Source organism: Kineosporia mesophila, from assembly GCF_021129235.1.
GTDB classification, from domain to species: Bacteria; Actinomycetota; Actinomycetes; order Actinomycetales; family Kineosporiaceae; genus Kineosporia; species Kineosporia mesophila.
This window is the reverse complement of the sequence record NZ_JAJOMA010000014.1, coordinates 189517-213922: the sequence shown is the minus strand read 5'-3', so window position 1 is coordinate 213922 and position 24406 is coordinate 189517. Positions and strand designations below refer to the sequence as shown.

The window sequence follows — 24406 nt, the reverse complement described above, 5'->3', positions numbered from 1 at the left end:
GGGACCTCCAGGAGGAACACGAAGTGCGATCGGGTCATGACCGCGAGATGACCGCAGCCGGCCGGGGACCACGCCGATTCCTGGGCGTGGTCCTCCTCGGCGCAGTGGCTCTGCTGCTGTCGGGATGTATCACCGGGGTCACGATCACCTACGTTCCCGCAGCCCACCGGTCGGTCGCGGCGCTGCCCACGCCCAGCCCCACCCCCTCGGCGGTCGCCCCCTCGACGACCCCGAAGGTCGTTCCCATCACGTACCCCCGCGCCGGGCGGCGGACCTGGACGGTGGCGTCGGGGCACAGCCGGGTCGCGGGCAGCCGCGGTCGGCTGTTCCGCTACCGGGTGGCCGTGGAGGAGAGCATCTCCGGGATCACCGCCGATCAGTTCGCCCGCACCGTGGTGAAGACGCTGGGCGGCGCCCGGGGCTGGACGGCCACGGGCGACGTCCGCCTGCAGCGGGTGGCGGCCGGCGGTCCCGCCGACTTCACCATCTACCTGGCCACGCCCCGGACCCGCGACCAGCTCTGCGGGGACGAGGCGGTCGGCCACGTCGACGAGTACACGTCCTGCCGTAACGGCGCGAACGTGGTGGTCAACGTGGCGCGGTGGGTGCACGGCGTGCCCCGGTACGGCGCATCGCCGGCGGTCTACCGGGAGTACGTGATCAACCACGAGACCGGGCACGCCCTCGGCCACGGTCACGAACTGTGCCCCGGCACCGGGAAGAAGGCCCCGGTGATGCAGCAGCAGACCCTGGGACTGCACGGCTGCACCGCCAACGGATGGCCCATGGTCAAGGGCAAGCTCCTGAGCGGTGCCCCCGGGCAGTACGACGACCCGGTTCCCGCTCCCTGACATTTCGCCGGCGTAAAGATTGCCGGCGGCGCTGGCCACCGGGCTGCGCATGCGCCACTCTGACCCAAGTTGGACGCTTGACCAATTTGAGTGAGGGAACGGTTTGAGCAACGTCGCAGTGGTGACCGGGGCCAGTTCCGGTTTCGGGGAACAGTTCGCCCGCCGTTTCGCCCGGGCCGGCGACGACCTGGTGCTGGTGGCCCGCCGCCGCGACCGGCTGGAGGCCCTGGCCGCCGAGCTGACCTCGGAGCACGGCGTCGCCGTCCTGGTGATCGAGGCCGATCTCTCGCAGGCCGAGGGGGCCCGGCGGGTGATGGACCAGATCGAGGACGCGGGTCTGAAGCCTTCCGCTCTCGTCAACAGTGCCGGATTCGGCACCGCGGAGAGATTCGCGGACGAGGACCCCGCCCGCATCGCCGACGAGATCCGCGTGAACGTGCTGGCCCTGACCCTGCTGAGCCGCCTGCTCATGCCCTCCCTGCTCGCGGCGCCCCGGGGTGTGCTGGTCAACATCTCCAGCACGGCCGCGCACCAGCCAATCCCGACGATGGCGGTGTACGCGGCCACCAAGGCGTACGTGCTGTCGTTGACCGAGGCCCTCTGGCACGAGGCCCAGGGCACGTCGTTGCGGGTGCTGGCCCTGTGCCCCGGCCCGACCGAGACCGGGTTCTTCGAGGCCGCACGTTCCGACCGGTTCCGGGTCGGCACCGTCGCGAACGTCGGGGAAAGCGTCGACCGGGCCTGGAAGACCCTGCAACGCCCCTCGTCGCCACCTAGCCTGACCATCGGACTCCAGCACCGGATCAACGCCCTCGGCGCCCGGCTGGTACCTCGGCGCATCGTCCTGGCGATCGCCGCCCGCACCGCCGCCGGCCCCCAGAACGCCTGAGAGGCAACGATGCTCACTGACGTCGATCCTCGCGTCACCGCGCAGGTCAACCTCGAGGCCGTGCTCGGGGCCCTGCCGCTGCTGGCCTCCCTGGTTCCCGAGGCCGAGAATCTCCTGCTGCCGCTCACGAAACCGGTCACGCTCCGGCTGGTGGTGCGCGGCGGGCCCCGGGGCTCGTACACGTTCGACCGCTCCGGCATCCGGCCCGGCCCCGGCGGATCGACCGCCGGCCTGGTGTTCACCTCCAGCGGCCACTTCAACCGGGTCATCGCCGGTACCGCCCAGCCGGTCCCGTTCGGCGGGCCCACCGGCCTGCGCTTCCTCACCGGCGTCTTCACCCCGCTCAGCCAGATCCTCGGCCGCTACCTCGAACCCACCGCCGACGACCTGCTCGACCCGGGCTTCCGGGCCGACAGCGTGCGCCTGACCCTGCGGGTCGCACTCGCGGCCGTCGCCGTCATCGGTAACGAGGACCGCAGCGGACGCGTCAGTGCCGGTCAGATGCGCGACGGGCGGGTCGATCTCGAGGTCGGCGACGACCTGCGTCATCAGGTGTGGGTGCGCGACCACCGGCTCACCTTCGTCGAGCAGCCTGTCGAACCACCTCAGGCCGCTCTGCGGTTCAGCGACCTGGACCTCGCGGGTGAGGTGTTCTCCGGAACCACGTCCGCGATCGCGGCCGTGAGCGACGGGCGCATGTCCATGCGCGGCGTGATCTCGATGATCGACAATCTCAACCGCATTCTCGACCGCACCGGTCAGTACCTGGGGAAGTGACATGCGCACCTACACGTACGAGGCCAGCCGCAAGGCGTTCGAGCGGGCCCTTCAGGTCATCCCCTCCGGCGTCTACGGGCATCTGGGCCCGGTGAACGGCTGTTTCATCCCGCAGTCGGCCTTCCCGCTGTTCTCCGCCCGCGCCGAGGGCACCCGGTTCTGGGACGTGGACGGCAACGAGTACATCGACTACATGTGCGGTTACGGCCCCAACGTGCTGGGTTACGGCGACCCGGACGTGAAGGCCGCCGCCGACCGGCAGGCGCTTCTCGAAGACGTGGTGAGTCTGCCCTCGTCCGTCATGGTGGACTTCGCCGAACTGCTCGTGGACACGGTGGCCTCGGCCGACTGGGCGTTCTTCGCCAAGAACGGCGGCGACGCGACCACTCTCGCGGTGATGACGGCCCGGGCCGCAACCCTGCGCAAGAAGATCGTCTTCATCAAGGGGTACTACCACGGCAGCGCCGCCTGGACCCAGAAGCTCGACTACCCGGGCGTCCTCGAGGAGGACGTCGTCCACAATCTGTATGTTCCCTTCAACGATCTCGCCGCGCTGGAGAAGGTGCTGGCCGAGAACGAGGGCGCGGTGGCCGGGCTGATCGCCCAGCCCTACATGCACGGCAACTTCGCCGACAACGTTCTGCCCGCCCAGGGTTACTGGCAGGCGGTGCGGGCGCTGTGCGACAAGTACGGCATCGTGCTGATCGTCGACGACGTGCGGGCCGGGTTCCGGCTGGACCTGGCCGGTTCCGACCACTTCTACGGGTTCCGGGCCGACCTCATCTGCTTCTGCAAGGCCCTGGCCAACGGGTACAACGTCTCCGCGCTCTGCGGCCGGGACTCGCTGAAAGACGTGGTCGGCAGCCTGAGTTACACGGGCAGCTACTGGATGAGCGCGGTGCCCTTCGCGGCCGGCATCGCGACGATCACCAAGCTACGCGAGATCGACGCCCCGGCGCTCTTCTCCCGGCTCGGCACCGAACTCACCACCGGTCTGGCGACGGCGGCCTCCGACCATGGGTTCAGCCTGGTGGCCAGCGGCGAACCAGCCCTGTTCTACCTGCGTCTGGCCGACGACGACTCGCTGATGCTGCACCAGGAGTGGGTGGCCGAGTGCGTGCGGCGCGGTGTGTTCATCAGCTCGCACCACAACCACTTCATCAATGCCGCCCTCACCTCCGACGACATCGCCCACACCCTCGAAGTGGCGCACGAGGCGTTCGGTGTGGTGCGCGAGAGACATCCCGAGGCCGGTCTGCGATGAGAACCGCGTGGGTCGCCGGGGGATACGCCGCGCAGGGGCTGGGGTACGCCACCCTGGTCACCGCGCTGCCGATGTTCAAGGAGCGGCAGCACATCGGTGACGGGTACGTGTCGGTGGTGCTGCTGCTGATCTGCGTGGCCGCGGCCGGTGGGTCGATGGTGGCCGACCGGGTCGCCGCCCGCTGGGGGAGCCGATATGCCCTGGCCGGGGGCCTGCTGACGGTGTCGGCCGGGCTCGGGCTGAGCACCGTCTGGACGCCGATGCCGGTGTTCTCCGTCGCGCTCGTCGGGTACGGCGTGGGGCTCGGTGCGGTCGACGCGAGCCTGAGCATGCAGGGCGTGCTGGTGCAGGCCCGGCTCGGGCGCAGCGTGATGAACCGGCTCTTCGCGGCGTACACGGCGGCGGCCGTCCTGGCGGCTCTGCTGATGTCGGGCTTCGTGGCCTCCGGGGCGGGCGCGGCGGTCATGGTGGGTGTGGCCGCGATCTTCGCTCTGGTGGTAGCTGTCGTCGGCAGAACGACTTTCGAGCCCGGTCGCACGCTGCCGGCCGCGCGTCACAGCACCGGCGGCCACCGCAACGTGGTCCTGATCTGCGGCGCCCTGGTCTTCACCGCCTTCCTGGCCGACTCAGCCGTGAGCACGTGGAGCTCGGTCTACCTGCACGACAGCCTCTTGGCCTCCTCCGCGGCCGCTCCGCTGGGCTACGTGGCCTACCAGGCGGCGGTTCTCGTCTCCCGCCTGGCCGGTGACCACCTGGTGCCGCTGGTGGGTCAGGCCCGGTCGGCGGCCGGATGTATCGCGATCTGCGCCCTCGGCTGTGGCCTGGTGGTGGCGGTGCCCTCGGTCGTGATGGCTGTCATCGGGTTCGCCCTCACCGGTATCGGGGTGGGCATTCTCGTCCCCCTCGCCTTCACCGCGGCCGGCGAGGCCAGTCCGGGGCACAGTGACGAGGTCATCGCCCGGGTGAACCTGTTCAACTACGGCGGAGCCCTTCTGGGAGCCGTTGCCCTGGGCGCCCTCTCGGCCCCGATCGGACTGCAACTGGCCTTCCTCGTCCCCACTCTGGCCCTGGTGCTGACCCTGCCGGTGGTACGGAGGCTGCCACAGCTGCGGGCCCCACTCCCTTCGTGACCACTCCGCTACCGGCGGGTCGTCTCCAGGGCGAGGAGCCACGGAGAAGGTCGTGATCGGGGGGATGCGGTGGCAGCGGCAAGTCTTACGTGCCCCGCCGGGTGGGCGCCTGGTCGTCGGACCGGGCGGTGGCTGGAGAGCGTCACGCCCCATCCGGCGCCGCTACCGGGGTCAGCCCACCGGGCGGATCGCGACCGCTACGGCGTCGGCCGGGGACTCGAACAGCTTGGCCGCCAGCTCCGACCCGGCTCGCCGGGCGCCCTCGATGTCGCCGGACAGGGCCAATTGCCGGGCCAGGCCGCGTAGACCGTCGATGTCCGGGGGCCCTGAGGGGTGGGGGCGCACCACGACCTCGTACTCCAGCACGGGGGCGCTGTCCAGGTAGGCACTCACGGCGGCCGGGCACCACAGGTCCAGGGTGCCGGTGCCGTCGTGCACGGTCAGGCGCCGGCCTTCGGAAGTGCCGGCGCTCACGTCGATCTGGGCGTGGATGACGCCGTGGCTCTCGACTCCCCGGGCGGCGGTGGACATCAGCGTGGCGATCGTGGTGTCGGCGCCCCAGGCCCGGCGGTTCTGGTCGGTCAGGCCGCTCGAGCTGAGCCAGTGCGGGGGCCAGTCGCGGATCGGGCGGGGGATACGGCGGCGATGATCGTGCACCGGTAGGGGGAGCGCGCCGGTGAGCCGGATCCGGGCGATCTCCTCCCAGCGGTTCTCCGGGTCGAACTCGTACCAGTCACCGTCCGACAGTTGTTCCCGGCTGAACTCGCCCAGCTCGATCATGGTGGTCAGCTGGTCGAGGTACGACGTCAGATCCGGATGGGTCAGTTCGAAGTCGTCCGGCCGGTGGAAGACCGCACCGCCCGGACGATCGCCGTCGCTCAGCTCGACGAAGGTGTAGCAGTGACTCTGGTAGGCGATGGGGAACAGCAGGGCCGGGGTCATCCGCTGCTCCTTCTCGAACTCGTGCCAGCCGTGCAGGGCGAAACCCGGGCTGGTCAGCCGGGGGAACGGGCACAGCGGTTGCAGGGATCGGGGGTCGACCCGCTGCCAGAACCTGAGCACGTCGTCCGGTAGACGGAGGGGAGAGATCGCGGCGGTGATCTCCTCGAGCACCGGCGCCGTCTCCGGGCGGGCAGGTGCCATCGGCGGCAGCCCGTTCTCGGCCAGCACGGTCTCCAGCCGGTCGAGCACCTGGTCAATGAGCATCCGAACCTCCGCTGAGGCCATCGGAAGGGTTCGGATCGGTCTGAAGGAAGCCATCGGCGGTCGTACTCGCCTGCAGGAGTGGGGCTGGGCGTCCGGAACGGTTCTTCACTGATCGGGAGACAGGGATCTGGAGAACCTCCCGGTAGCCCCGCTCGGTCTCGCTAGGCTCCCCGACCTGGGCGTGGGTGATCGGTCAGCCGGTCTGACGTCCTTCGTATGTCGTTCTGCCGTCGATCTTCTCGGGAGTTCTCGTGCCGACTTCGTCTGTTCGTCCCGCCGATGAACGCCGTGAGGAGATGGTCGCGGTGCTGCGGGAGAAGGGGACTGCGCGCTCGCCCGAGGTCATCGAGGCCCTGCGCGTGGTACCCCGGCATCTGGTCGGGGGTGTCGACGCCGAGCGGATCTACGACCCGTTCCGGGCCGCGGTCACGAAGCGGGACGCCCAGGGCATCAGCTTGAGTTCGGTGTCCGCTCCGCACATGCAGGCCTACCAGCTGGAGCAGGCCCGGGTGCGTCGGGGGCAGCGGGTGCTGGAGATCGGTTCGGGTGGGGTGAACGCGGCCTACCTGGCCGAACTGGCCGGTCCGGAAGGGCTGGTGGTGACGATGGACATCGACGAGGACGTGACCGCCCGCGCCCGTCAGTTCCTGGCCGACACCGGGTACGACCAGGTGAAGGTGATCACCGGCGATGCCGCGTTCGGCGTGGCCCAGTTCGCCCCGTTCGACCGGATCCTGGCGACCGTCGAGACCACGGACATCCCCCCGGCGTGGTGGGACCAGCTGAGCGAGGCCGGCCGCATCGTGGCCCCGATCCGCTGGCGAGGTCAGCGCCGGACCGTCACCCTCGTCCGGCAGGGCCTGGACGTCATGGTGGCGGTCGACATCTCGCAGGCCGGTTTCGTGGCGATGCAGGGGGTCGGTGAGCACCGGGAGCGATCCGCGGTGCTGCACGATGCTCCTGGTCAGCGGGTGGCACTGCGCCTGGACGACGGCATGACGGTCGATGTCGACGCCCTGAGCCGGTCGCTCAAGGGGGAGAAGGTCACGCGGTGGACCGGGGTGACGCACCAGGGGCCGCGGGCGTACGAGCGGCTGGACATGTGGCTGGTCACCGTGCTCGACGTCGCGGTCCTGACCGGCGACACCGGAGCCCACGAGGCCGGGCTGATTCCCCGGCCCGCACCCAACGGCATCGGCTGGCCCACCCTGATCGAGGGCTCGAGCATGGCCTACCGCACGCAGCGTGCGACCGGCACCGAGAACGAGTGGGAGATCGGGATCAACGCCCACGGCCCCGCCGCCGGGAACCTGGCCGAGCGCTATGCCGCCGCGATCACGGCCTGGGACCCGCAGGCGCACCCGCACCTGACCGTCACCCGCCAGGGGCCACCGGCCGCGACGGACCTCGTCCATCGCCGCGTGCACCGGCTCACCAGCACCTTCACGATCTCCTGGGACTGACCCCGTCCAGCCCGGCAGTTCGTACCCGTCCACCCAACGGGCGGATCCCGGGAAACCCGGAGGCGAGGATCTCGTGCACGTGGTGTCCGAGCCGGATCACGCTCTCGCCGCTGATCGGGATCGGCGTCTCGGCTTCGAGCATCTGGTCAGCGAAACTGCCGGCACCGTCAGGTCACGTTCGGCCGGCGACAGTGGCCGCATTCTCCGGGGCACGATCCTCCCCGCACCCGAGTGCACAGGATGTCCGAGAGGCACGGCTGAGCCGGTGAGCAGAAACCGGCCGGGGCTCGGATCCCGTGCGACGTTACGCTGCTTCGTGCGCAGCACCCTCGTCAGGGGGCGCCCACCTCCTGGGTTCTCACAACGCCCACCGGGGTACTGCCACGCTCGCCCGGCCCGGCGGGGGCCCGCTCGACTCCCGCACCACCATCGACGTGGACAACTGCACATGATGGGAGACCGGCGGTTCCCCCTCGCTCATCCGGATCACGGTTGCCAGTGCCACGCGGCCGATTTCGGCGATGGGGGTGTGGACGGTGGTGAGGAGTACCGGGGAGGGCATCGTGGCGTAGGTGTTGTCGTAGCCCACCACGCTGATGTCACCCGGCACCGAGCGTCGGGTGTGGGTCACCTGCCGGAGGACGTCCAGCGCACCCGGGTCGCTCGAGGCGAAGAACGCGGTGGGCGGGTCGGGGAGGTCGAGCATGCGCAGCGCGGCCGGGCCCGCCTCGCTCATGCCCCCTTCCTCGGAGACCAGGGACGGGTCTTCCCGGATGCCGGCGGCTTCCAGCGCCGCGCGGTAACCGCTCAGGCGCTCGCGCAGGCCCGCGTGGGTGGCTGAACCACCGACGAAGGCGATGCGGCGGTGGCCGAGCGACACCAGGTGCTCCGTCGCCTGCAGACCGCCCGACCAGTTGTTCGAGCCGACACTGGCGACGCGGGGGTCGAGGGTGTTGGGCGGGTCGACCGCCACGATCGGGAAGCTGAGGTCGGTGCACACGGCGACCACCTCGTCCGACACCTGCGTGGTCACGACGAGCAGGCCGGTGTGGCCGCGTTCGTGCAGCTCACGGATGCGCTCCGGCCCCAGCGGGCCCAGGGGGGCGGGCGCGAGCGGGAACATCACGTCGGGCACCAGCTCGACGCCCGCCTTCTGCGCCTCGGCGACCAGCCCGTCCATCAAGTTCAGGAAGTACAGGTTGGCCAGGGTGTCGAAGAGGACGACGAACGAGCGCCGTCGTTGCTGCACGACCGGGCGCGTGGTGGGGGCGTAGCCGAGTCGGTCGAACGCCTCGCGTACTCGTCGCCTCGTCGCCTCGGAAACCCCCGGCCGGCCGTTGAGCACCTTCGACACGGTGGCCTTGGAGACACCGGTCGCGGCGGCGATCGACTCCATCGTCGCGCGGTCCTCGGACATGGCCGCAGTCTACGCGTGACGAAACAGTTTCGTAAATACAGATGGGAAAACGCCTCTTGCTCGAGTCCGCAGGCCCCTCTACTGTCGCTTTCAGAACGAAACAATGTGAAACAGTTTCGTAGAGTTGGCTGTGCGAAGGAGCATGACGATGAGCTCGAACCATCCCGCGGCGGATGTCGGTGCCCCCTTCCCGAATCCGCTGATCCCCGGCTTCAACCCGGACCCGAGCGTCGTGAAGGTCGACGGTGTCTACTACCTCGTCACCTCGACGTTCGAATACCTGCCCGGTCTGCCGGTCTACCGCAGCACCGACTTCGTGACCTGGGAGCAGATCGGCAACGTCGCGACCCGGCCCGAGCAGATCGCCGTGGACGAGGTCCCGACCGGACTGGGCGTCTGGGCGCCGACCATCCGGCACCGCGACGGGCTCTTCCACGTGATCGTCACCGTGCCCGCCGGGCGCGGATGTGTCGTCCTCACCGCGACCGACCCCGCCGGACCGTGGAGCGACGGCACCGTGCTCGAGGGTCTCAACGGCATCGACCCGGACCTGACCTGGGACGACACCGGCAACGCCTACGTCACCTACTCCGGGCTGCTGCTCGAGGGCGAGGACATGGGCAAGCACCTCGGCATCCAGCAGGTCCGCGTCGACCTGGCGAGCGGCCGGCTGCTCGAGGAACCGCGCTCGCTGTGGTCCGGCTCCGGGTTCATGTTTCCCGAGGCGCCGCACCTCTACCACCGCGGCGACTTCTGGTACCTGCTCATCGCGGAGGGCGGCACCGAACGCGGTCACGGCGTCTCGATCGCCCGGGGTCCTTCCCCCGAGGGACCCTTTGAGGCCTACGACGCCAATCCCTTCCTCACGGCCCGCAGCACGATCCGGCCGATCCAGAACACCGGCCACGGCGACCTCGTCGAGGGACCGGACGGCGGAACGCTGCTCGTGGTGCTGGGCGTGCGTCCCGGCGGCGGCACCCGGGCCTTCTCGCCCCTGGGCCGCGAAACGTTCGTCACCACCGTGCAATGGGAAAATGACTGGCCCGTGGCCGAACCCGTGGTTCTGGACGTCAGGGCACCGATCACCGACGAGGCCCGCACCCCTGACCACCGCTGGATCTGCGTGCGCCGCACCCCGGCCAGCGTGGCCACGTTCGGCGAGAGCGGCGTGAGCATCGTCGCCGACGGCTCCACCCTCGACGACCCGCGTCCCTCGTTCATCGGCCGTCGTCAGCTCACCATTGCCGTCGAAAGCTCGACGATCGCGGACGTGTCGGCCGGCGTGGGTGGCCTGGCCGTCCGGTACGACGAGGCTCACCACTACGAGATCGAAGCACGGACGTCCGGTTCGGCTGTCGCCGTCGTCGCCCGCGCGTGCGTGCCCGGGTTGCGTCAGGAATGGACGGGAACCCTACCCGCCGGCCCGGTCACGCTGCACCTGGACGCCGTACGCCCTGCGGGAACGGGTTTCGGGCCGGAGATGATGACGAGCGACCACGTCGAACTCTGGGCCGAGGCCGGCGGCGAGCAGGTGCGCCTGGCCCGCGTCGACGGCCGCTACCTGAGCGCCGAGACCGCCGCCTCGTTCACCGGCCGCGTCATCGGGCTCTACGCCACCGAGGGCACCGTGACCTTCGACGGCTACCGGGCCACCGGATCCGACCGCTGATCGGTCCTGCGCACCACCCCGTTCAAAGACGAACAAAGAAGGTTCCCCCATGAGCTCCCAGTCCTCCATCGAGGAAGCCCCCCTCGCGGACGATGTCGCCCCCGACACCCGAGAACCCCTGGCCCCCTTACGCATCGCCAGATTCGGGGCCGGATTCCTGGTCTTCGGCCTGAGCTGGGCCGTCGGCCTGGCCATGGTGGCCACCGTCCTGCTCCCGCAGCGCCTCACCGACATCGGTGTCTCCTCCCCGGACGCCTGGTTCGGCACCATCAACTCGGTCACCGCGATCGTCTCCCTGGTCTCCAACCTGGTGTTCGGAAACCTGTCCGACCGCAGCCGCTCCCGGTTCGGCCGCCGCAGCCCCTGGATCCTTGGCGGCGGCCTCCTCGGCGGCGTCTCGCTCTTCGCCGTCGGCCTGCTCACCGATCCGGTCGCCATCATGGTCACCTACTGCGTCACCATGGTCGGCCTGAACATGATGCTCGCCCCCGCCGTCGCCGTGATCTCCGACCGCGCCCCGCTGAAGGTCCGCGGCACCATGTCCGCCTTCTTCGGCGCCGGCGCCACCATCGGCTACCCGATCGGAGCCCTCGTCGGCGCGGCCTTCATCAGCCAGACCGTTCCGGGCTACGCGCTCGCGGCCGTGCTGATGGCGCTCGCCGGCATTCTCACCCTGATCGTCTGGCCCCGTGAGCGCCCGGTGGAACATCTGGCCCCCGCCACCGGTGGCTTCCGCGAACTGCTGGTGTCGTTCCGCCCGCCGGCTCTGAAGGCCGCGCCGGACTTCTACAAGGCCTTCGGCGGCCGGCTGTTCATGCTGATCAGCTACCAGATGATCGCCGCGTACCAGCTGTACATCGTGCAGAACTACGTCGGGCAGTCGAAGGTGGAGTCGGCGGCGACCATCTCCACGATGTCGATCATCACGCTGGTGGTCGGGCTGATCGCATCACTCGGATCCGGGCCGATCTCGGACCGGATCGGGCGGCGCAAGGTGCCCGCCGTCGCCGCCAGTGCCCTGTTCGCGATCGGCGTGGCCATGCCGTGGATCTTCCCCTCGGCCATGGGCATGTTCCTCTACGCGGCGATCGCCGGGTTCGGTTACGGCGTCTTCGGTTCCGTCGACCAGGCGATCAACGTGGATGTGCTGCCGAGCAAGGAGGAGGCCGGCAAGGACCTCGGCATCCTCAACCTGGCCACGACGCTCGGGCAGACCATCGGCCCGATCATCACCTCGACGGTCGCCGTGTCGACGGGCTCGTACGGCCTGATCTTCCCCATCTCGATCGCGATGGCCGTGGCCGGCGCCTTCATGATCACCCGCATCAAGAGTATTGCCTGAGGTAAGGAACCGTCATGAGCTACACACCGTCCCAGATCCTCTACGGCGCGGCGTATTACCACGAGTACCAGCCGACGCCGCGGCTGCGGCAGGACTTCGGGGAGATGAAGGCCGCCGGTTTCAGCGTCATCCGGATCGGGGAATCGGTCTGGTCGACCTGGGAGCCGGAAGACGGTGTCTTCGACCTGGACTGGATCACCCCGGTGCTGGACGCCGCCGCCGAGCACGGCATCTCGGTGATCCTCGGGACGCCGACCTACGCGATCCCGCCGTGGCTGCAGCGCCGCTACCCGGAGATCAACGCCGAGATCGCCACCGGCCAGAAGTTCGGCTGGGGAATGCGGCAGGAGATCGACGTGACGCATGCCGCCTTCCGCTTCCATGCCGAGCGGGTCGTGCGCCGCATCCTGGAGCGCCACGCGAGCCACGCGTCCATCATCGGGTTCCAGGTCGACAACGAGCCCGGCGCCTGGGTACTGCACAACCACGGCGTGTTCGAGCGGTTCCGCGACCACCTGCGCCAGGATTTCGGCACCGTGGAGGAACTCAACGAGGCCTGGGGCCTGACCTACTGGTCGCACCGGCTCAGCGACTGGAGCGACCTGTGGCGCCCCGACGCGAACTCCCTGCCCCAGTACGACCTGGCCTGGCGGCTCTTCCAGGCCGACCTGCTCACCGAGTTCATGTCGTGGCAGACGGGCATCGTGCGGGAGTACGCCGGGGACCGGTTCGTGATGACCTGCATGTCGTACAGCCGCCCGACGGTGCGGGACGACGCGCTCGGCGAGATCTTCGACGTCACCGCCGGAAACCCGTATTTCAAGGCGCAGGACGCGCTGGCCCTGCCCGACACCGAGGTGAAGAGCCAGACCTGGTGGACGCAGGGTACCTGGGCCCTCTACCACAGCGCCGACTGGATGTTCGGCACCCGGCACGAGCCGTTCCTGGTCACCGAGGTCGGGGCGCAATCCATCGGGTTCTCGTCGATGAACCAGCCCGGCTACCCGGGTCAGCGCCGTCAGGCGGCCTGGGCCCTGATCAGCCGGGGCGCCCAGATGATCGAGTACTGGCACTGGCACACCCTGCACTTCGGCCCGGAAACCTATTGGGGCGGTGTGCTTCCGCACAGCCAGAAGCCGGGCCGCACCTACCGCGAGATCGCCGCGATCGGCCAGGAACTGGCCGGGTTCGGCGACCGGATCACCGGTCTGCAGCCCGACGCCCAGGTAGGTCTGCTCTACGACCACGCCAGCAAGTGGGCGCTGGAGAAGTTCGGCCCGCTCGCCGCACCGGACGGTATGCCGATCCCCGACTCCTACGGCCCTCTCGTGGAGGCCTTCGCCCGCGGCGCCTTCGACGCCGGGCTCCAGACCCGGGTCTTCCACGCGAGCGCCCTGACCGATGTCGACGCCGAGGAAACAGCGCGGACGATCCCGGTGTTCGTCGCCTCCGCCTACTACGCGGCCGACGACCTCGTGATCGAATGGCTTCTGGCCTACGCCGAGGCGGGCGGCCATCTGATCGTCGGTCCCCGTACCGGATACGCCGACACCCAGGTCCGCGCCCGTCTCGAGGTGGCGCCGGGCGCCGGGCTGAGCGCGGCCGCGGGGGCCTGGTACGAGGAGTACACCAACCTGGCGGGGCCGGTGCCCGTCATCGGGGTCGAGGGTATCGAGATCCCCGACGGGGCGGCCGCTCTGGAGTGGTCGGAGTCGTACCAGGTGACCGACGCCACCGTGGTGGCCCGCTACGTGCACCCGTTCCACGGTTCCTACGCCGCCGTGACCACCCGCGCGCACGGTGCGGGCCGGGTGTCCACGGTCGGTTGTCTGCCCAACCCCCAGCTTGCGGACGCGGTGCTCTCCTGGGCAGCGGCCCCCTCGGTGGCGCTGTGGAAGCCGGAAGAGCCGTCCGTGCGGGTGCACTCCGCCGTCAACCAGCGCGGTGAGCGGCTCTGGGTGGTGCAGAACTGGTCGTGGGACGAGGTGTCCGTCGCCGTCCCGATGGCCGCCGAGAACCTGCACACCGGAGCCAGGACCACCGAGGGCGAATTCCTGGCCCTGGGCGCCTGGGACGTGGCGGTGCTGGTGACGCCGGCCTAGGAACGCTGGACGGTGGCTGCTCTTCGGCCTGGCTGGTTGTTGTTGATGACGTCCTTCTCTCTTTTTGCCGTGATCAGGCAAACTTTCCCCGGGGCAGATCTGCCGGATCACGGACGAGGTGGGGGCGTTGCCCTGGTAGATCTCGTTGGCCCAGGGTGAGGACGCCGACGCCGACGCCGCCGCCGATCGTGAGAGCGGTGCCGGTGGCGAGAATGCGCTTGCGGAGCCTGATTCCTTTCCTTCGGAATCTTTGGTGGTGGCGAGTCCCGCTTTCGTCGCAGGCCCGTTTCCCGTCCGGGCCGTTGCCGAGTTGCCGGGGTCGCCTTTGTCCGGTGCGATGTGGGCATGGAACGGGAGGGCACTCTGGGCTGGATCGGTGTCGGCATTCAGGTGTTCGGGCTGCTGTTGCTGATTCCCGGCGGGGTTCTGCTCTACCTCAGGTCGATCGAGGACGCCGAACGCCGCCGGGCGGCCGGCGAGGTCAATTACCAGCCCTACACCGGTCGCGACATCGCCAGGGTTCTGCGCGAGGAGCCGGACGAGGCGGATCTGCCCCGGCTGCGCCGTCTGGCCGAGACCCTGAAGTCGCGACGCCCGGCGGCTCTTCTGCTCGGCGCCGCGACGGTGTCCCAGCTGGGCGGCCTGGTCTTCCAGACAGATCTGCCCCGACTGGTGTTCGCCGTTCTCTGCGTCGCCCTGATCGGAGGGCAGGCGTTGCACATCGAGCGCAACGCCCGCCTCGCCCAGCGTTTCCTCCAGGCCCACCCCAAGAGCTAGTCGAGCTGCTGGGCCTTCGCGCAGGCCTGGGTGCCCTCGCAGTCGATGACCTCGTGCAGCTTCTTGCTCAGGGAGGCCAGGCGTTCCTTCGACTGCTTCCCCGTGATGTTCTTCAGCTGTTCCGGGTCTTTGCGCAGGTCGTAGTACTCGGTCGCGCCGTTCACATACTCGACGTACAGCCAGTCGCGGCTGCGCAGGGCCTCGTAGCTCGGTGGGTTGGCGCTGCGGAAGCCCTCGTAGTCGGGGTCTTTCACATCCACGTCGGGGCCGCGGTGCTCGATCAGCACCAGGTCGCGGTCCGGCCCGGCCGAGTCCTCGGGGGAGGAGCCCCAGAGGCCGGCGAGGCTCTGCCCGTCCGAGATCTTCGGGGTCTTCTGGCCGGCGATGTCGTCGAAGGTGGCCCGCAGATCGATGTTCGAGCCCATCGCGTCGACCGTGCGGCCCGCGGTGACGTCGGGGCCCATGACCACCAGGGGCACGTGCACGTCGGTGTCGTAGGCCGTCATCTTGCCGGAGATCAGCCCGTGCTCACCCATGTGATAGCCGTTGTCGGAGCTGAAGACCAGGTAGGTGTTGTCCTCGATCCCGCTGGCCCGCAGCTGTTCCCACAGACCGCGCACCAGGTCGTCCACCGCCTGCACCCCCTGCGCCCGCTTGCGGAAGTCGCGGTCCATCTTCTTCTGTTCCGCCTCGGTGAGGGCGGGCTGCGTCATCCAGGCCGGGGCGTTCTGCGGCTTCTTGCCGTACGACGCGGTGCGGGGTGCCTTCAGATCCTGGAACAGGTTCTGGTGCCGCTCCGCGACCGGGTACGGCTTGTGCGGGGTGTAGGTGGCGACCTCCAGCATGAACGGCTCGTTCTTCGCCGCCGCCCGGGCGACGAAGTCGCGGCCCCGGGCCCCGATCACGTCGGTGAGGTAGTCCTCCGGCTCGTCGCCGTACTTCACCACGGTGCCGTTCTGGTTCAGCGTGTAGTCGTACTGCCCGTAGGCGTTACCGGCCAGCGCCCACTCGTCCCAGCCCTCCGGCACCGGCAGCGCCGCCCCGGGCTCACCGGTGGCGTACTGGTTCATGAACTTGCCCATCATGGCCGTGCGGTACCCGGCGGTCTGGAGGTCGGTGGCGAAAGTGTCGCCGTCGAGCCCCTTCTTCATGAACGTCTTGTACCCGCCCTGCGGGCCGGAGTTCCGGTAGATCCCGGTGCTGTGCGGGTAGCGGCCGGTGAAGATCGACGCCCGCGAGGGGCAGCACAGCGAGTCGGTCACGAAGTACTGCGAGAACGAGGTGCCCTTGTGCTGCATCCGCTGCACCGTGGGCAGATACTGCAGCAGATTCATCGACAGGTCGTCGGTGAGCACGAACACGATGTTCGGCCGGGACGTGTCCTGGCTGGTGCGCTCGGCCGTCGTGGGGGCGGCGGCCTCCAGCTGGCCCGCCTCGGCCGAGGCGGTGCAGGCCGCCAGGCCGACGGCCAGGATCAGGACCAGTGCGGCCGGGATCGCCCGGGCCGGGGCTGACAGCAGGCGCCGTCGCATAACAGCCGTTCTCCTCGTGATGGTGGTCGGGGCGCGAAAGCGGTTACGCCTTGGCGGTGACCGCGCGCAGAACACCCTGCCAGCTGGTCAGGTACGCGTCGATCGAGTGGGACGCCGAGCTGAGACGGGCGGCCGTGGACATCCGCGCGGTGAGGTCCGGGTCGGCGATCAGCCGCAGCATGCGCTCGGCCAGGGCGCCGGTGTCGCCCGCCGGGACCAGGTAACCGCTCTCGCCGTCGGCGATCTGCTCGCGCGGGCCGTAGGCGATGTCGTAGGCGATCACCGGGCAGCCCCGGTCCAGGGCCTCCAGCACCACCAGCGGATACCCCTCGAACCGGCTGGTCAGCAGCAGGGCCGTCGCCGAGCGCAGGTAGTCCTTGGCCGCCGGGTCGTGCCCGGGCAGGCGCACGGACGCCCGCAGGCCGAGTTTGCCCACCAGCTTCTCCAGTTCGGCCCGCTGGCTGCCCTCGCCGTAGATGGTCAGCGTGGCCTGGGGCTGCTGGGTGACCACCTTCGCGAAGGCGACCACGGCGTCCTCCAGGCGCTTTTGCTTCTCCAGGCGCCCGAGCATGACGAAATCGGCGTGATGACGATCCAACGGGCGATCGCTGCCGGGTCGGTGATCGATCGGGTTGGGGATGACGTGCACGTTGTCCATCGCCCCGAACCGGGCCGCGATCTCGTCGCGCTGGCGCTCGGTGAGCATCACCAGGGCGTGCAGGCGCGGGATCGCCTCGATCACCGGCAGGTGGGTCGGGTGCACGGGGGAGTCCCACTGGTAGGGCTCCTGGACGTGGATGTTGTGCACCACGTGGATCAGCCGCACCCGGCGCCGGTTGGTCAGCGGCACCAGCTGCCGCGTCGCGAAACGGCTGTCGGACATGATGATCACCGGCCGCCTGGGCTGGTCGTCGAACAGGCCGGTGAGCCACCAGCGGCGCAGGGCGCCGACACCGGAGAACTCCCGCACCACCCGGCCGCGGCGGTCGCAGAGCACCACCCCGTCGGGTCCCTGGCGCAGGTACACGCTGCCGTCCGCGCGGCGGTGGTCGGTGACCACGTCGGAGCCGTCGCGGCTGCGGTAGGCGGTCAGGTGCACGGTGCCGTCCGGGTGCGGGACGTCGTGCGCCTTCAGGCCCGGCACCGGCGGCAGCAGGGCGGCGTCGTCGGCCGCGAGCGGGGTGCGCTCGTTCCGGAACCACTCGAAGAGGTTGACGATCACCGTGGAGGGCGCCACCGAGCCCCGGGCGGCGAGTTCGGCCCGGATCCGCGGGTAGTCGGGCTGGTCGTCGAACGAGACCAGGGTCGGCACGATGCCCGCGCGCTCGGCGAAAAGTCTGCTGCGCAGCAGGAACATGGCGGTCTGCCCGCCCGTGTCGAGGGCCAGGCGCACGGTGACGGCGAGGTACTGGCCGTCCGGGAAGTCGAAGTCGGGCACGCGGCGGCTACGGCTTGATCGCCACGCGGCCGTTACCGGCACGCCAGAGCAACAGGTCGATGCCGTTCTCGCGCAGCCACTCGTCGGTGGCCTGCCGGGAACCCTGCCACCAGCCGTAGTCGTCGAGCAGCAGCACGCCGCCGGACACCAGCCGGGGGTAGAGGTGGTCGAGCTCGTGCCGGGTGGAGGAGTACCACTCGGTGTCCAGGTGCAGCAGTGCGATGGCATCGGGCGCGTGCTGGGGCAGCGTGTCGTCGACCTTGCCCGGCACGAGGTGAACGTGCTCGTCCGGGTAGGGGACGGCCGCCAGGCCGGCGCGCACTTCGTCCACGGATTCCACGGCCCCGAACGTATCGAACAGGAAGAGGTCACGATTGCGCTCGCCCGCCGCGAGCAGGGTGCGGGCCACGGCCTGCATCGAGCCACCGCGGCCGACCCCGCACTGCACGACGGCGCCGTCGACCCGGTGGTCGTGGAGATGACGGGCCGCGGTGATCAGCGCGTGCAGCTTCTCGTTGCTCGCCGCGGTGTAGGGCCGCACCGCCGTGACGATGTCGCGCGCCTCGTCGTCGAAGTCCCGCGGGAGCGGCTTTTCCTTCGGCTGGGCAGGGGCTTTCGCCGCTGCCGGGGCTGCCGACGCGGTGGGCGACGCGGGTGGCTGGGCGAGGGCCAGCTTCTCCAGGCGCGCCGTCGCCTTGTTGAGGCGATTGACGGCCCGGTCGAGCCCCTGGGGAACTGGTGGCACGGGACGCGTCAGTTCGAAGCCGGTTGTGCGTCTCAGAATGCCATTTAACGTTCTCTTCGGGTTCACCTTTCACATTAAACACATAAGTAAGGGGTGTTGCTGGCCGCCTTGCACGATGGTGCCGGTTACTGCTAGGCGCCGGTTGTCGTGCGCGGGACGGGTCTTCATCGGGAATCCGGCGATAACGCCCCTGAATATCCTGCTGCGTGACGGTGAATCCGGTGCTTTCGGTAGTCGGACGGGTGCGCTCCGCTGACCGCGCAGATCGGTTGCGTCTGGCCTACGAGGTCGTTCTCACATTCTTTCTCGCACTGACGACGGCGCTGCTCCGTCTTGCCTTCTGGTTCGAGCCTTTCCGGGGCGGACGTCTACCTCTCTCGCCGACATCGAGCTGGCCGGCCCCGGGCCCGGCCGTGGTACTCGCTGGCTGAGCCTGCCGGGTACCGCGTGGTGCAGGGGAGCATCACCAATGCGCTGCGCCATGCCGGTGGGGCGCCCGTGCGGGTGGAGGTGCGGTACGAGGACGACGCCCTGGTGGCCGAGGTCCGTAACCGTTCCGGGTGGCCCGTGCCGGGGCCGCCGCCTCGTGCTGTCTCTCGGGTCGTGCGTCGGTGCCTTCTTCGTGGCCGCCGATCCCGAAGCGGCGAGCCGTGAGCCTCGACTCCCTGACGGTGGGCGACGACCAGGTCACCGTCGACGAGAACCTTCCCCTCGACATGGTCGACGCGACCGTCACCGATGCCGAGGTCACCGGCACCACGTACTACGCGCAGGACCCGCCGCCGTCCGGCGACGGCGAACTGCACGACCGGATCTGTTTCAGGGACGGGGTCCTCCACAGTAAGCGGGAATTGATTCAGTGACCCGAATGTCAATGGGTCTGCGGGCCCATCAATAGAGCTTGCGAAGCGCCGGATTGAATGATTTCCGGTATTTATCCGTGGCTTAGGAAAGATCGGTTGATCTGCGCTCCGCGGGGTCGTTACGGTCTCGTTTCGTTCCCACCGACAGGAGATTCCATGAATGCCCGGGGTTGGCGTATTACCGGCGGCCTGGCCGTCGCACTGCTGATCGGCGGTACCGTGACCGCGGTACAGGCCTCGGCCAGTGAGCCCACCAGGAAGAAGACGAAGACCGCCGCGGCGACTTCCTTCACCGACACCTTCGATTCTTTCAATACCTCGACCTGGGCGTGTGAATACACCTGCCCCGTCATCGAGACCGGAAAGGCGCGCTTCCGCCTGAAGTCCGGTGTCGCGCCGGACAACTACGGGTCCTGGTCGAAAGCCCGCTACAAGCCGGCGCGTTTCACCGAGGGAAAGTTCACGGTGAACTTCTCCCTCACCGAGCGCCCGAAGGAGAAGGTCTGGTGGGGCGTCGCGCTGTGGGACGACGACCGGGGCTCCGACCAGTTCAACGAGATCAACTTCGGCTACACGACCGATCAGAGCTTCGGCAACACCCAGCTGCGGTTCGAGAGCGCCAAGCGCGGTAACGACGTCTCGCTGAAGGTCGACACCGGCGTGGACCTCTACGACGGCCAGTACCACTCGGCCACCCTCGAGTACGACGCGAAGCACGTGTCGTTCTCCCTCGACGGCAAGCTGCTCAAGACCATCACCGACCCGCAGTACATCCCCACCGACGCGATGGACCTCATCCTCGGCCCCCGCCTGGTCACCGGCGGCCAGCCGCTGAGCCAGGGCTTCACCGAGTCCGTCGACTCGGTCGAGATCGCCCCGGTGGGCTGATCAGAACCACCGGCCGGCCCGGGCATGGGCCGGCCGGTCCGTCAGCGGTACAGGCAGCGGTACAGGCAGCGGGACGATCAGCGGGACGATCAGCGGGACGATCAGCGGGACAGGGCCGCCAGACCGGACCGGACCTCGGCGGGCAGGTCCTCCTCCGGGGCGATGAACATCTGGCCGGGGCTGCTCTCGTCGTCACCGCTGTGCCGGCCGGCGGCGAAGGCGGCGTACTGCGGGATGGCTCAGAGGCGAGCGCCCGGGCGCGGGTTCCGTGACGTCCCGTACCGTGTTCGCCGCGGACACGACGGACGGAGGTCGCGAGGCAATGACCGACATGGCGAAACTGACCGAGGGGCTGCGGCGGGCCCTGCACATCGTGCCCTCCGGATATCCCGCCGACGAGGTGCGCGAGTACTACGGTGACGACGGCTCGGGCCGGATCTCGCCCGACTCGCCCTACGCGGGCGACCTGCGAAAGGTGCTGGAAGACGTCCACCATCATCTCGGCGACCACACCGCGACCGAGCGGGCCGCCCTGGTGCTGGATGTCGACGACACCGCGCTGAGCAGCTACGACTACGGCGCCTCGTGCGACTTCGACGGGTACACGCAGGGGCCGTTCGCCCAGTACCTGCTGGGGCGCCGGCCGCAGGCCGTCGCCGGGATGCCGGAGCTGACGAGGTGGGCCGCGGCGCAGGGGTTCACGATCTTCTACCTGACCAGCCGCCCCGACCCGCTGCGCGAGGTCACTCTGCAGAATCTCCGGGAGCAGGGCTACGGGGAGCCGGCCGGGCTGTTCACCAAGCCCGCCGGCGGGCAGAACACGGTCGAGTTCAAGGCCGGTGTGCGTGCCGATCTGATGGCGCGGGGCTGGGACCTGGTGGCCAACGTGGGTGATCAGCAGTCTGATCTGGACGGCGGTCACGCCCGCCGCTCCTTCCTGGTACCGAACCGGATGTATCTCCTACCCTGAGCGACGAGCAGGATGCCCGGTATGTCACCATCTCGGACATGGATGCGCCGGGTGTGCCGATCTGGCTGCTGGACATGGACGGCGTCATCAACGGCATCCGGCCGGGCTGGGCGAGGGCACCGCGCACGACCTCGCTCGAGGCCAAGGGGGTGGAGTACCGCATCCGGTACGCACCCGAGCTGATCCGGCGCATCCGCGGCCTCCACCAGACCCGGCAGGTCGACCTGCGGTGGGCCACGACCTGGGCCTGCCACACCCGGCGCCTCAACAATCTGTACGACCTCCAGGGGGTACCGCCCGCCTTCGCCCTGCCCCGCGGCGACGACACCTCCCGGGAACGGGTCGGGGAGCTGAAGGTCCGGGCCGCGCTCGCGGTGGTGCGGGCGGGGCAGCGGCTGATCTGGACCGACGACGAGGCGATCCCGGCGCAGGGGCCGGTACGCGAGGAACTCGAGGGCTGCGGTGCCCTGCTCGTGGTGCCCGACGACTCCCGCTGCCTGCGGCCGGACGACATGGATGCCATCGAGAGGTACGCATCGGCGCGCGGACACGGCTGACCCGGCCCTCGGCGCCGGGTGCGGGGATGGCAGGCTGCCTCCATGAGCATGGTCGAATACCCCCTGCCCGGCGTCTGGGTGCGCGAGTTCTTCGTGGATGTGCCGCTGGACTGGGCCGATCCGGACGGCGAGAGCATCCAGGTGTTCGTGCGGGAGCTCGTCGACCCCGACCGCCGGCACGACGACCTGCCGCTGCTGACGTTCCTGCAGGGCGGCCCGGGCGGGGCCAACCCGCGGCCGGTGGGCCTGTCGGGCTGGCCGGCCGAGGCGCTGCCGCACTACCGCGTGGTGATGGTGGACCAGCGGGGCACCGGGCGCAGCACGCCGATCGACGCCACCGTGATCTCGGCGTTCCCGGACGGCCGCGCGGCCGCCGGCCACCTGCTGAACTTCCGCGCCGACTCGATCGTGCGCGATCTGGAACACGTGCGCACGACCCGGTACGACGGGAAGAAGTGGGCCACCCTGGCGCAGAGTTTCGGCGGCTGGATCACGCTCACCTACCTGTCCACGGCGCCCGAGGCGCTGAGTGCGTGTTATGTCTGCGGAGGTGTCCCGGGCACGCCGGCCGATCCCGACGAGGTGTACCGCCGGACGTTCACCCGGGTCGCGGGGAAGACGGCGGACTTCTACCGGCGCTACCCCCAGGATGTCGACACGGTCTCGGCCATCGCCGACATCCTGGCCGCGGGCGAGGTGAAACTGCCCGACGGTTCGCCCTTGTCGGTGCGGCGCTTCCAGACCCTCGGGAACGACCTGGGCTTCGGGCCGGGCCACCTGCGGCTGCACTGGCTGATCTCCGAGGGGCTGCTGCCCGGCGGCCGGCTCAGCGACGCGTTCCTGGAGACCGTGCTGCTGAAGACCTCCAACGCCGGCAACCCGCTGTTCTGGACGTTGCAGGAGACGATCTACGGTGACGGCGCGAACGGGCCGTTCCGCTGGTCGGCGCAGCGCGAGCGCGACCGCCGGCCCGAGTTCGCCGAGGACCGGCGCCCGCTGCTGTTCACCTCGGAGATGGCCTTCCCCTGGCTGTTCGAGGAGGTGACCCTGCTGCGGCCGTTCGCCCCGGCGATGCAGGCCCTGGCCGAGCAGGAGACCTGGTCGTCGCTGTACGACCCGGCCGCCCTGGCCGCGAACGAGGTGCCCCTGGCGGCAGCGGTGTACGCCGACGACGTGTTCGTGGACGCCGACCTCTCCCGCGACACCCTCAGCCGGCTCGGCAACGCGCAGGCCTGGGTCACCAACGAGTTCGAGCACGACGGCATCGGCAGCGGACGCGTCTTCAGCCAGTTGCGGGAGATGGTGCGCGACCGGGGTGGTGAGTTGCGCTGATCACCGGGAGCCGGCCGCGGTGACCAGACCGACCGTGGTGCCCACCTCGTCCTTCATCCCGATACCGGCGAGAACCGCGGCCGAGGACAACTCGAGCGGCCAGCCCCGCGAATAGGCCTGGGCCTGGGCCGTTCGCAGCTGGTCGTCGTCGACGACCAGCACGTCACCGCGGCTCTCGCGCACGGCCCGCACCGCCATGGCCGTGGCGCGGGGGTCGCTGATGGAGACCGCCTCGACCGGACCCTCGGCGGGGGTGGCCGCCGGTTGTTCCAGTCCCTGGAGCAGGGCGTCGCGCAGGCTCGGAAGGCGCACCACCGCCAGCATTCTCGGCAGCCGGTCGATCCATCCCAGGGTGTGCAGCTCCTGAAAACCGGCCCAGACGGCCGCGAGCGCGTCGCCCCGGGAGACCGGGATCACGACCTGGTCGGGGGCGGTGCGGCCGAGCTGCTCGGCGATCTCGTAGGCGATGGCCCGGTAGGCGCGCACCCCGACCGGGTGGCTGCTCACCGGCGTGGTCTGATAGTTGCTGACGGGGAACCACTTCTGATGATGGACGCCGTGGGCGAGCGCGTCCCAGCGGGCCCCGTAGGTGTCGGTCAGGTGAAGGTCGGCGTTCATGGCCCGCAGCGGCTCCAGCACGCCCGGCACCACCCCACCCTCCTTGGCCAGCACCACACAGCGCAGCCCGGCCGCGGCCGCGTAGGCGGCGACCGAGAGGGCCGCGTTACCGGTCGAGGCGAGGGCGACCGTGTCGTAGCCGTGGGAGAGGGCCCAGGAGACGGCGGCACTGGCCATACGGTCCTTGAACGAGCCGGTGGGGTTGGCCCTTTCGTCCTTGAGGAAGACACCGGGGGAGTTGCGCAGGGGAACCAGCGGGGTGTCGCCCTCGCCCAGCGTGACCGGCCGGTCGACGGGGAGCAGCAGGTCGCGCGGGGTGGCGGCCGCCCCGGTGCGCGTCACCTCGGGTGCCATGGCGATGCCGTCGGCCCGGCAGCGGGGGCAGGGGTCGATCGTGGTGACGATCGCCCCGCGCCAGGAGCATCGGGGGCACTGCAGAAACCAGTCCGACATGGGTTCAACGTAGACGAGCGGGCTGCCTCTGTCGCCAGGGCGCCCAACGTAGGCGGCGCGTTGTAGCGGTTCCCCGGGGAGAGCATGCGTGGTGTGTACACCTGGTACATCTGGTGCATCCCA

At 69.7% G+C, this 24406-nt stretch carries 22 protein-coding genes; 15 read left to right on the top strand and 7 right to left on the bottom strand.

From position 1 onward, the window contains the following. Positions 1-47 precede the first annotated feature (47 nt). The 5 genes from LR393_RS20850 (at position 48) to LR393_RS20830 (ending at position 4911) form a co-directional block, all read left to right on the top strand. Positions 48-851: a DUF3152 domain-containing protein gene (locus LR393_RS20850; RefSeq protein WP_231485754.1), complete on the top strand. Its 804-nt coding sequence runs from the start codon at positions 48-50 to the stop codon at positions 849-851. 103 nt (positions 852-954) lie between these two features. Then, positions 955-1740, top strand: a complete 786-nt coding sequence (locus tag LR393_RS20845) for an SDR family NAD(P)-dependent oxidoreductase (RefSeq protein WP_231485753.1) — start codon at positions 955-957, stop codon at positions 1738-1740. 9 nt (positions 1741-1749) lie between these two features. Further along, positions 1750-2517, top strand: a complete 768-nt coding sequence (locus LR393_RS20840) for a hypothetical protein (RefSeq protein WP_231485752.1) — start codon at positions 1750-1752, stop codon at positions 2515-2517. Position 2518: 1 nt separating this feature from the next. Further along, the gene (locus tag LR393_RS20835; RefSeq protein ID WP_231485750.1) at positions 2519-3781 is read left to right on the top strand and encodes an aminotransferase class III-fold pyridoxal phosphate-dependent enzyme; all 1263 of its coding nucleotides are present in this window, start codon (positions 2519-2521) and stop codon (positions 3779-3781) included. Then, positions 3778-4911, top strand: coding sequence for an MFS transporter (locus tag LR393_RS20830; protein ID WP_231485749.1), 1134 nt, complete (start codon positions 3778-3780; stop codon positions 4909-4911). The genes LR393_RS20835 and LR393_RS20830 overlap by 4 nt, the downstream gene beginning before the upstream one ends. Before the next feature lie 171 nt (positions 4912-5082). Here LR393_RS20830 and LR393_RS20825 read toward each other — a convergent pair whose 3' ends face one another. Continuing rightward, positions 5083-6117 (bottom strand): hypothetical protein, encoded by a 1035-nt coding sequence (locus LR393_RS20825; RefSeq protein ID WP_231485747.1) that lies wholly within the window; start codon positions 6115-6117, stop codon positions 5083-5085. Positions 6118-6368: 251 nt separating this feature from the next. Here LR393_RS20825 and fxlM point away from each other — a divergent pair, with 251 nt between their 5' ends. Continuing rightward, complete coding sequence (fxlM, locus tag LR393_RS20820) at positions 6369-7580, top strand: methyltransferase, FxLD system (RefSeq protein WP_231485744.1); 1212 nt, start codon at positions 6369-6371, stop codon at positions 7578-7580. On the opposite strand, the gene LR393_RS20815 is transcribed toward fxlM, so the two are convergent. Then, positions 7561-7722 carry a hypothetical protein gene (locus LR393_RS20815; RefSeq protein WP_231485743.1) on the bottom strand — a complete coding sequence of 54 codons (162 nt, stop codon included), beginning with the start codon at positions 7720-7722 and terminating at the stop codon, positions 7561-7563. The genes fxlM and LR393_RS20815 overlap by 20 nt on opposite strands. Positions 7723-7938: 216 nt before the next feature. Then, positions 7939-8997: a LacI family DNA-binding transcriptional regulator gene (locus LR393_RS20810; RefSeq protein ID WP_231485742.1), complete on the bottom strand. Its 1059-nt coding sequence runs from the start codon at positions 8995-8997 to the stop codon at positions 7939-7941. 148 nt (positions 8998-9145) lie between these two features. On the opposite strand from LR393_RS20810, the gene LR393_RS20805 reads away from it, so the two are divergent. The 4 genes from LR393_RS20805 to LR393_RS20790 all read left to right on the top strand — a co-directional run bounded on the left by LR393_RS20805 (position 9146) and on the right by LR393_RS20790 (position 14887). After that, positions 9146-10666 (top strand): glycoside hydrolase family 43 protein, encoded by a 1521-nt coding sequence (locus tag LR393_RS20805; RefSeq protein ID WP_231485741.1) that lies wholly within the window; start codon positions 9146-9148, stop codon positions 10664-10666. A gap of 49 nt (positions 10667-10715) precedes the next feature. Beyond that, positions 10716-12008 carry an MFS transporter gene (locus LR393_RS20800; protein ID WP_231485740.1) on the top strand — a complete coding sequence of 431 codons (1293 nt, stop codon included), beginning with the start codon at positions 10716-10718 and terminating at the stop codon, positions 12006-12008. Positions 12009-12022: 14 nt separating this feature from the next. Continuing rightward, a complete protein-coding gene (locus tag LR393_RS20795; RefSeq protein WP_231485739.1) occupies positions 12023-14110 on the top strand; it encodes a beta-galactosidase in 2088 nt (695 codons plus the stop codon). Between the two features lie 345 nt (positions 14111-14455). Continuing rightward, the gene (locus LR393_RS20790) at positions 14456-14887 is read left to right on the top strand and encodes a hypothetical protein (RefSeq protein WP_231485737.1); all 432 of its coding nucleotides are present in this window, start codon (positions 14456-14458) and stop codon (positions 14885-14887) included. Here the strand turns inward: LR393_RS20790 and LR393_RS20785 are convergent. The 3 genes from LR393_RS20785 to LR393_RS20775 are packed head-to-tail and all read right to left on the bottom strand — an operon-like array spanning position 14884 to position 18602. After that, entirely contained in the window at positions 14884-16419 is a 1536-nt protein-coding gene (locus tag LR393_RS20785; protein WP_231485736.1) for a sulfatase family protein, read from the bottom strand. The two genes, LR393_RS20790 and LR393_RS20785, sit on opposite strands and share 4 nt — an antisense overlap. Positions 16420-16462: 43 nt before the next feature. Then, the gene (locus LR393_RS36540) at positions 16463-17857 is read right to left on the bottom strand and encodes a glycosyltransferase (RefSeq protein ID WP_231485735.1); all 1395 of its coding nucleotides are present in this window, start codon (positions 17855-17857) and stop codon (positions 16463-16465) included. A gap of 7 nt (positions 17858-17864) precedes the next feature. Beyond that, positions 17865-18602, bottom strand: coding sequence for a TylF/MycF/NovP-related O-methyltransferase (locus LR393_RS20775; protein WP_231485734.1), 738 nt, complete (start codon positions 18600-18602; stop codon positions 17865-17867). A 650-nt stretch (positions 18603-19252) separates the two neighbouring features. Between LR393_RS20775 and LR393_RS20770 the strand changes: the two genes are divergently transcribed. From LR393_RS20770 to LR393_RS20750, 5 genes are all read left to right on the top strand, one after another. Next, positions 19253-19465, top strand: coding sequence for a hypothetical protein (locus LR393_RS20770; RefSeq protein ID WP_231485733.1), 213 nt, complete (start codon positions 19253-19255; stop codon positions 19463-19465). Between the two features lie 156 nt (positions 19466-19621). Further along, positions 19622-20353 (top strand): LamG domain-containing protein, encoded by a 732-nt coding sequence (locus LR393_RS20765; RefSeq protein WP_231485732.1) that lies wholly within the window; start codon positions 19622-19624, stop codon positions 20351-20353. A gap of 268 nt (positions 20354-20621) precedes the next feature. Then, positions 20622-21323, top strand: a complete 702-nt coding sequence (locus LR393_RS20760) for an HAD family acid phosphatase (protein ID WP_231485731.1) — start codon at positions 20622-20624, stop codon at positions 21321-21323. Positions 21324-21361: 38 nt separating this feature from the next. Further along, the gene (locus LR393_RS20755) at positions 21362-21880 is read left to right on the top strand and encodes a hypothetical protein (protein WP_231485730.1); all 519 of its coding nucleotides are present in this window, start codon (positions 21362-21364) and stop codon (positions 21878-21880) included. Positions 21881-21922: 42 nt separating this feature from the next. Beyond that, entirely contained in the window at positions 21923-23212 is a 1290-nt protein-coding gene (locus tag LR393_RS20750) for an alpha/beta fold hydrolase (protein ID WP_231485729.1), read from the top strand. Here the strand turns inward: LR393_RS20750 and LR393_RS20745 are convergent, their stop codons facing one another. Continuing rightward, the gene (locus tag LR393_RS20745) at positions 23213-24283 is read right to left on the bottom strand and encodes a pyridoxal-phosphate dependent enzyme (protein ID WP_231485728.1); all 1071 of its coding nucleotides are present in this window, start codon (positions 24281-24283) and stop codon (positions 23213-23215) included. Positions 24284-24406 lie beyond the last annotated feature (123 nt).

Excerpts from the sequence above, each read along its gene's own strand:
- LR393_RS20850 (WP_231485754.1), top strand. The coding sequence starts at position 48 with ATGACCGCAGCCGGCCGGGGACCACGCCGATTCCTGGGCGTGGTCCTC.
- LR393_RS20840 (WP_231485752.1), top strand. The coding sequence starts at position 1,750 with ATGCTCACTGACGTCGATCCTCGCGTCACCGCGCAGGTCAACCTCGAG.
- LR393_RS20835 (WP_231485750.1), top strand. The coding sequence starts at position 2,519 with ATGCGCACCTACACGTACGAGGCCAGCCGCAAGGCGTTCGAGCGGGCC.
- LR393_RS20830 (WP_231485749.1), top strand. The coding sequence starts at position 3,778 with ATGAGAACCGCGTGGGTCGCCGGGGGATACGCCGCGCAGGGGCTGGGG.
- LR393_RS20825 (WP_231485747.1), bottom strand. The coding sequence starts at position 6,117 with ATGCTCATTGACCAGGTGCTCGACCGGCTGGAGACCGTGCTGGCCGAG.
- LR393_RS20815 (WP_231485743.1), bottom strand. The coding sequence starts at position 7,722 with ATGCTCGAAGCCGAGACGCCGATCCCGATCAGCGGCGAGAGCGTGATC.
- LR393_RS20810 (WP_231485742.1), bottom strand. The coding sequence starts at position 8,997 with ATGTCCGAGGACCGCGCGACGATGGAGTCGATCGCCGCCGCGACCGGT.
- LR393_RS20805 (WP_231485741.1), top strand. The coding sequence starts at position 9,146 with ATGAGCTCGAACCATCCCGCGGCGGATGTCGGTGCCCCCTTCCCGAAT.
- LR393_RS20800 (WP_231485740.1), top strand. The coding sequence starts at position 10,716 with ATGAGCTCCCAGTCCTCCATCGAGGAAGCCCCCCTCGCGGACGATGTC.
- LR393_RS20795 (WP_231485739.1), top strand. The coding sequence starts at position 12,023 with ATGAGCTACACACCGTCCCAGATCCTCTACGGCGCGGCGTATTACCAC.
- LR393_RS20790 (WP_231485737.1), top strand. The coding sequence starts at position 14,456 with ATGGAACGGGAGGGCACTCTGGGCTGGATCGGTGTCGGCATTCAGGTG.
- LR393_RS20785 (WP_231485736.1), bottom strand. The coding sequence starts at position 16,419 with ATGCGACGGCGCCTGCTGTCAGCCCCGGCCCGGGCGATCCCGGCCGCA.
- LR393_RS20765 (WP_231485732.1), top strand. The coding sequence starts at position 19,622 with ATGAATGCCCGGGGTTGGCGTATTACCGGCGGCCTGGCCGTCGCACTG.
- LR393_RS20755 (WP_231485730.1), top strand. The coding sequence starts at position 21,362 with ATGGATGCGCCGGGTGTGCCGATCTGGCTGCTGGACATGGACGGCGTC.
- LR393_RS20750 (WP_231485729.1), top strand. The coding sequence starts at position 21,923 with ATGAGCATGGTCGAATACCCCCTGCCCGGCGTCTGGGTGCGCGAGTTC.
- LR393_RS20745 (WP_231485728.1), bottom strand. The coding sequence starts at position 24,283 with ATGTCGGACTGGTTTCTGCAGTGCCCCCGATGCTCCTGGCGCGGGGCG.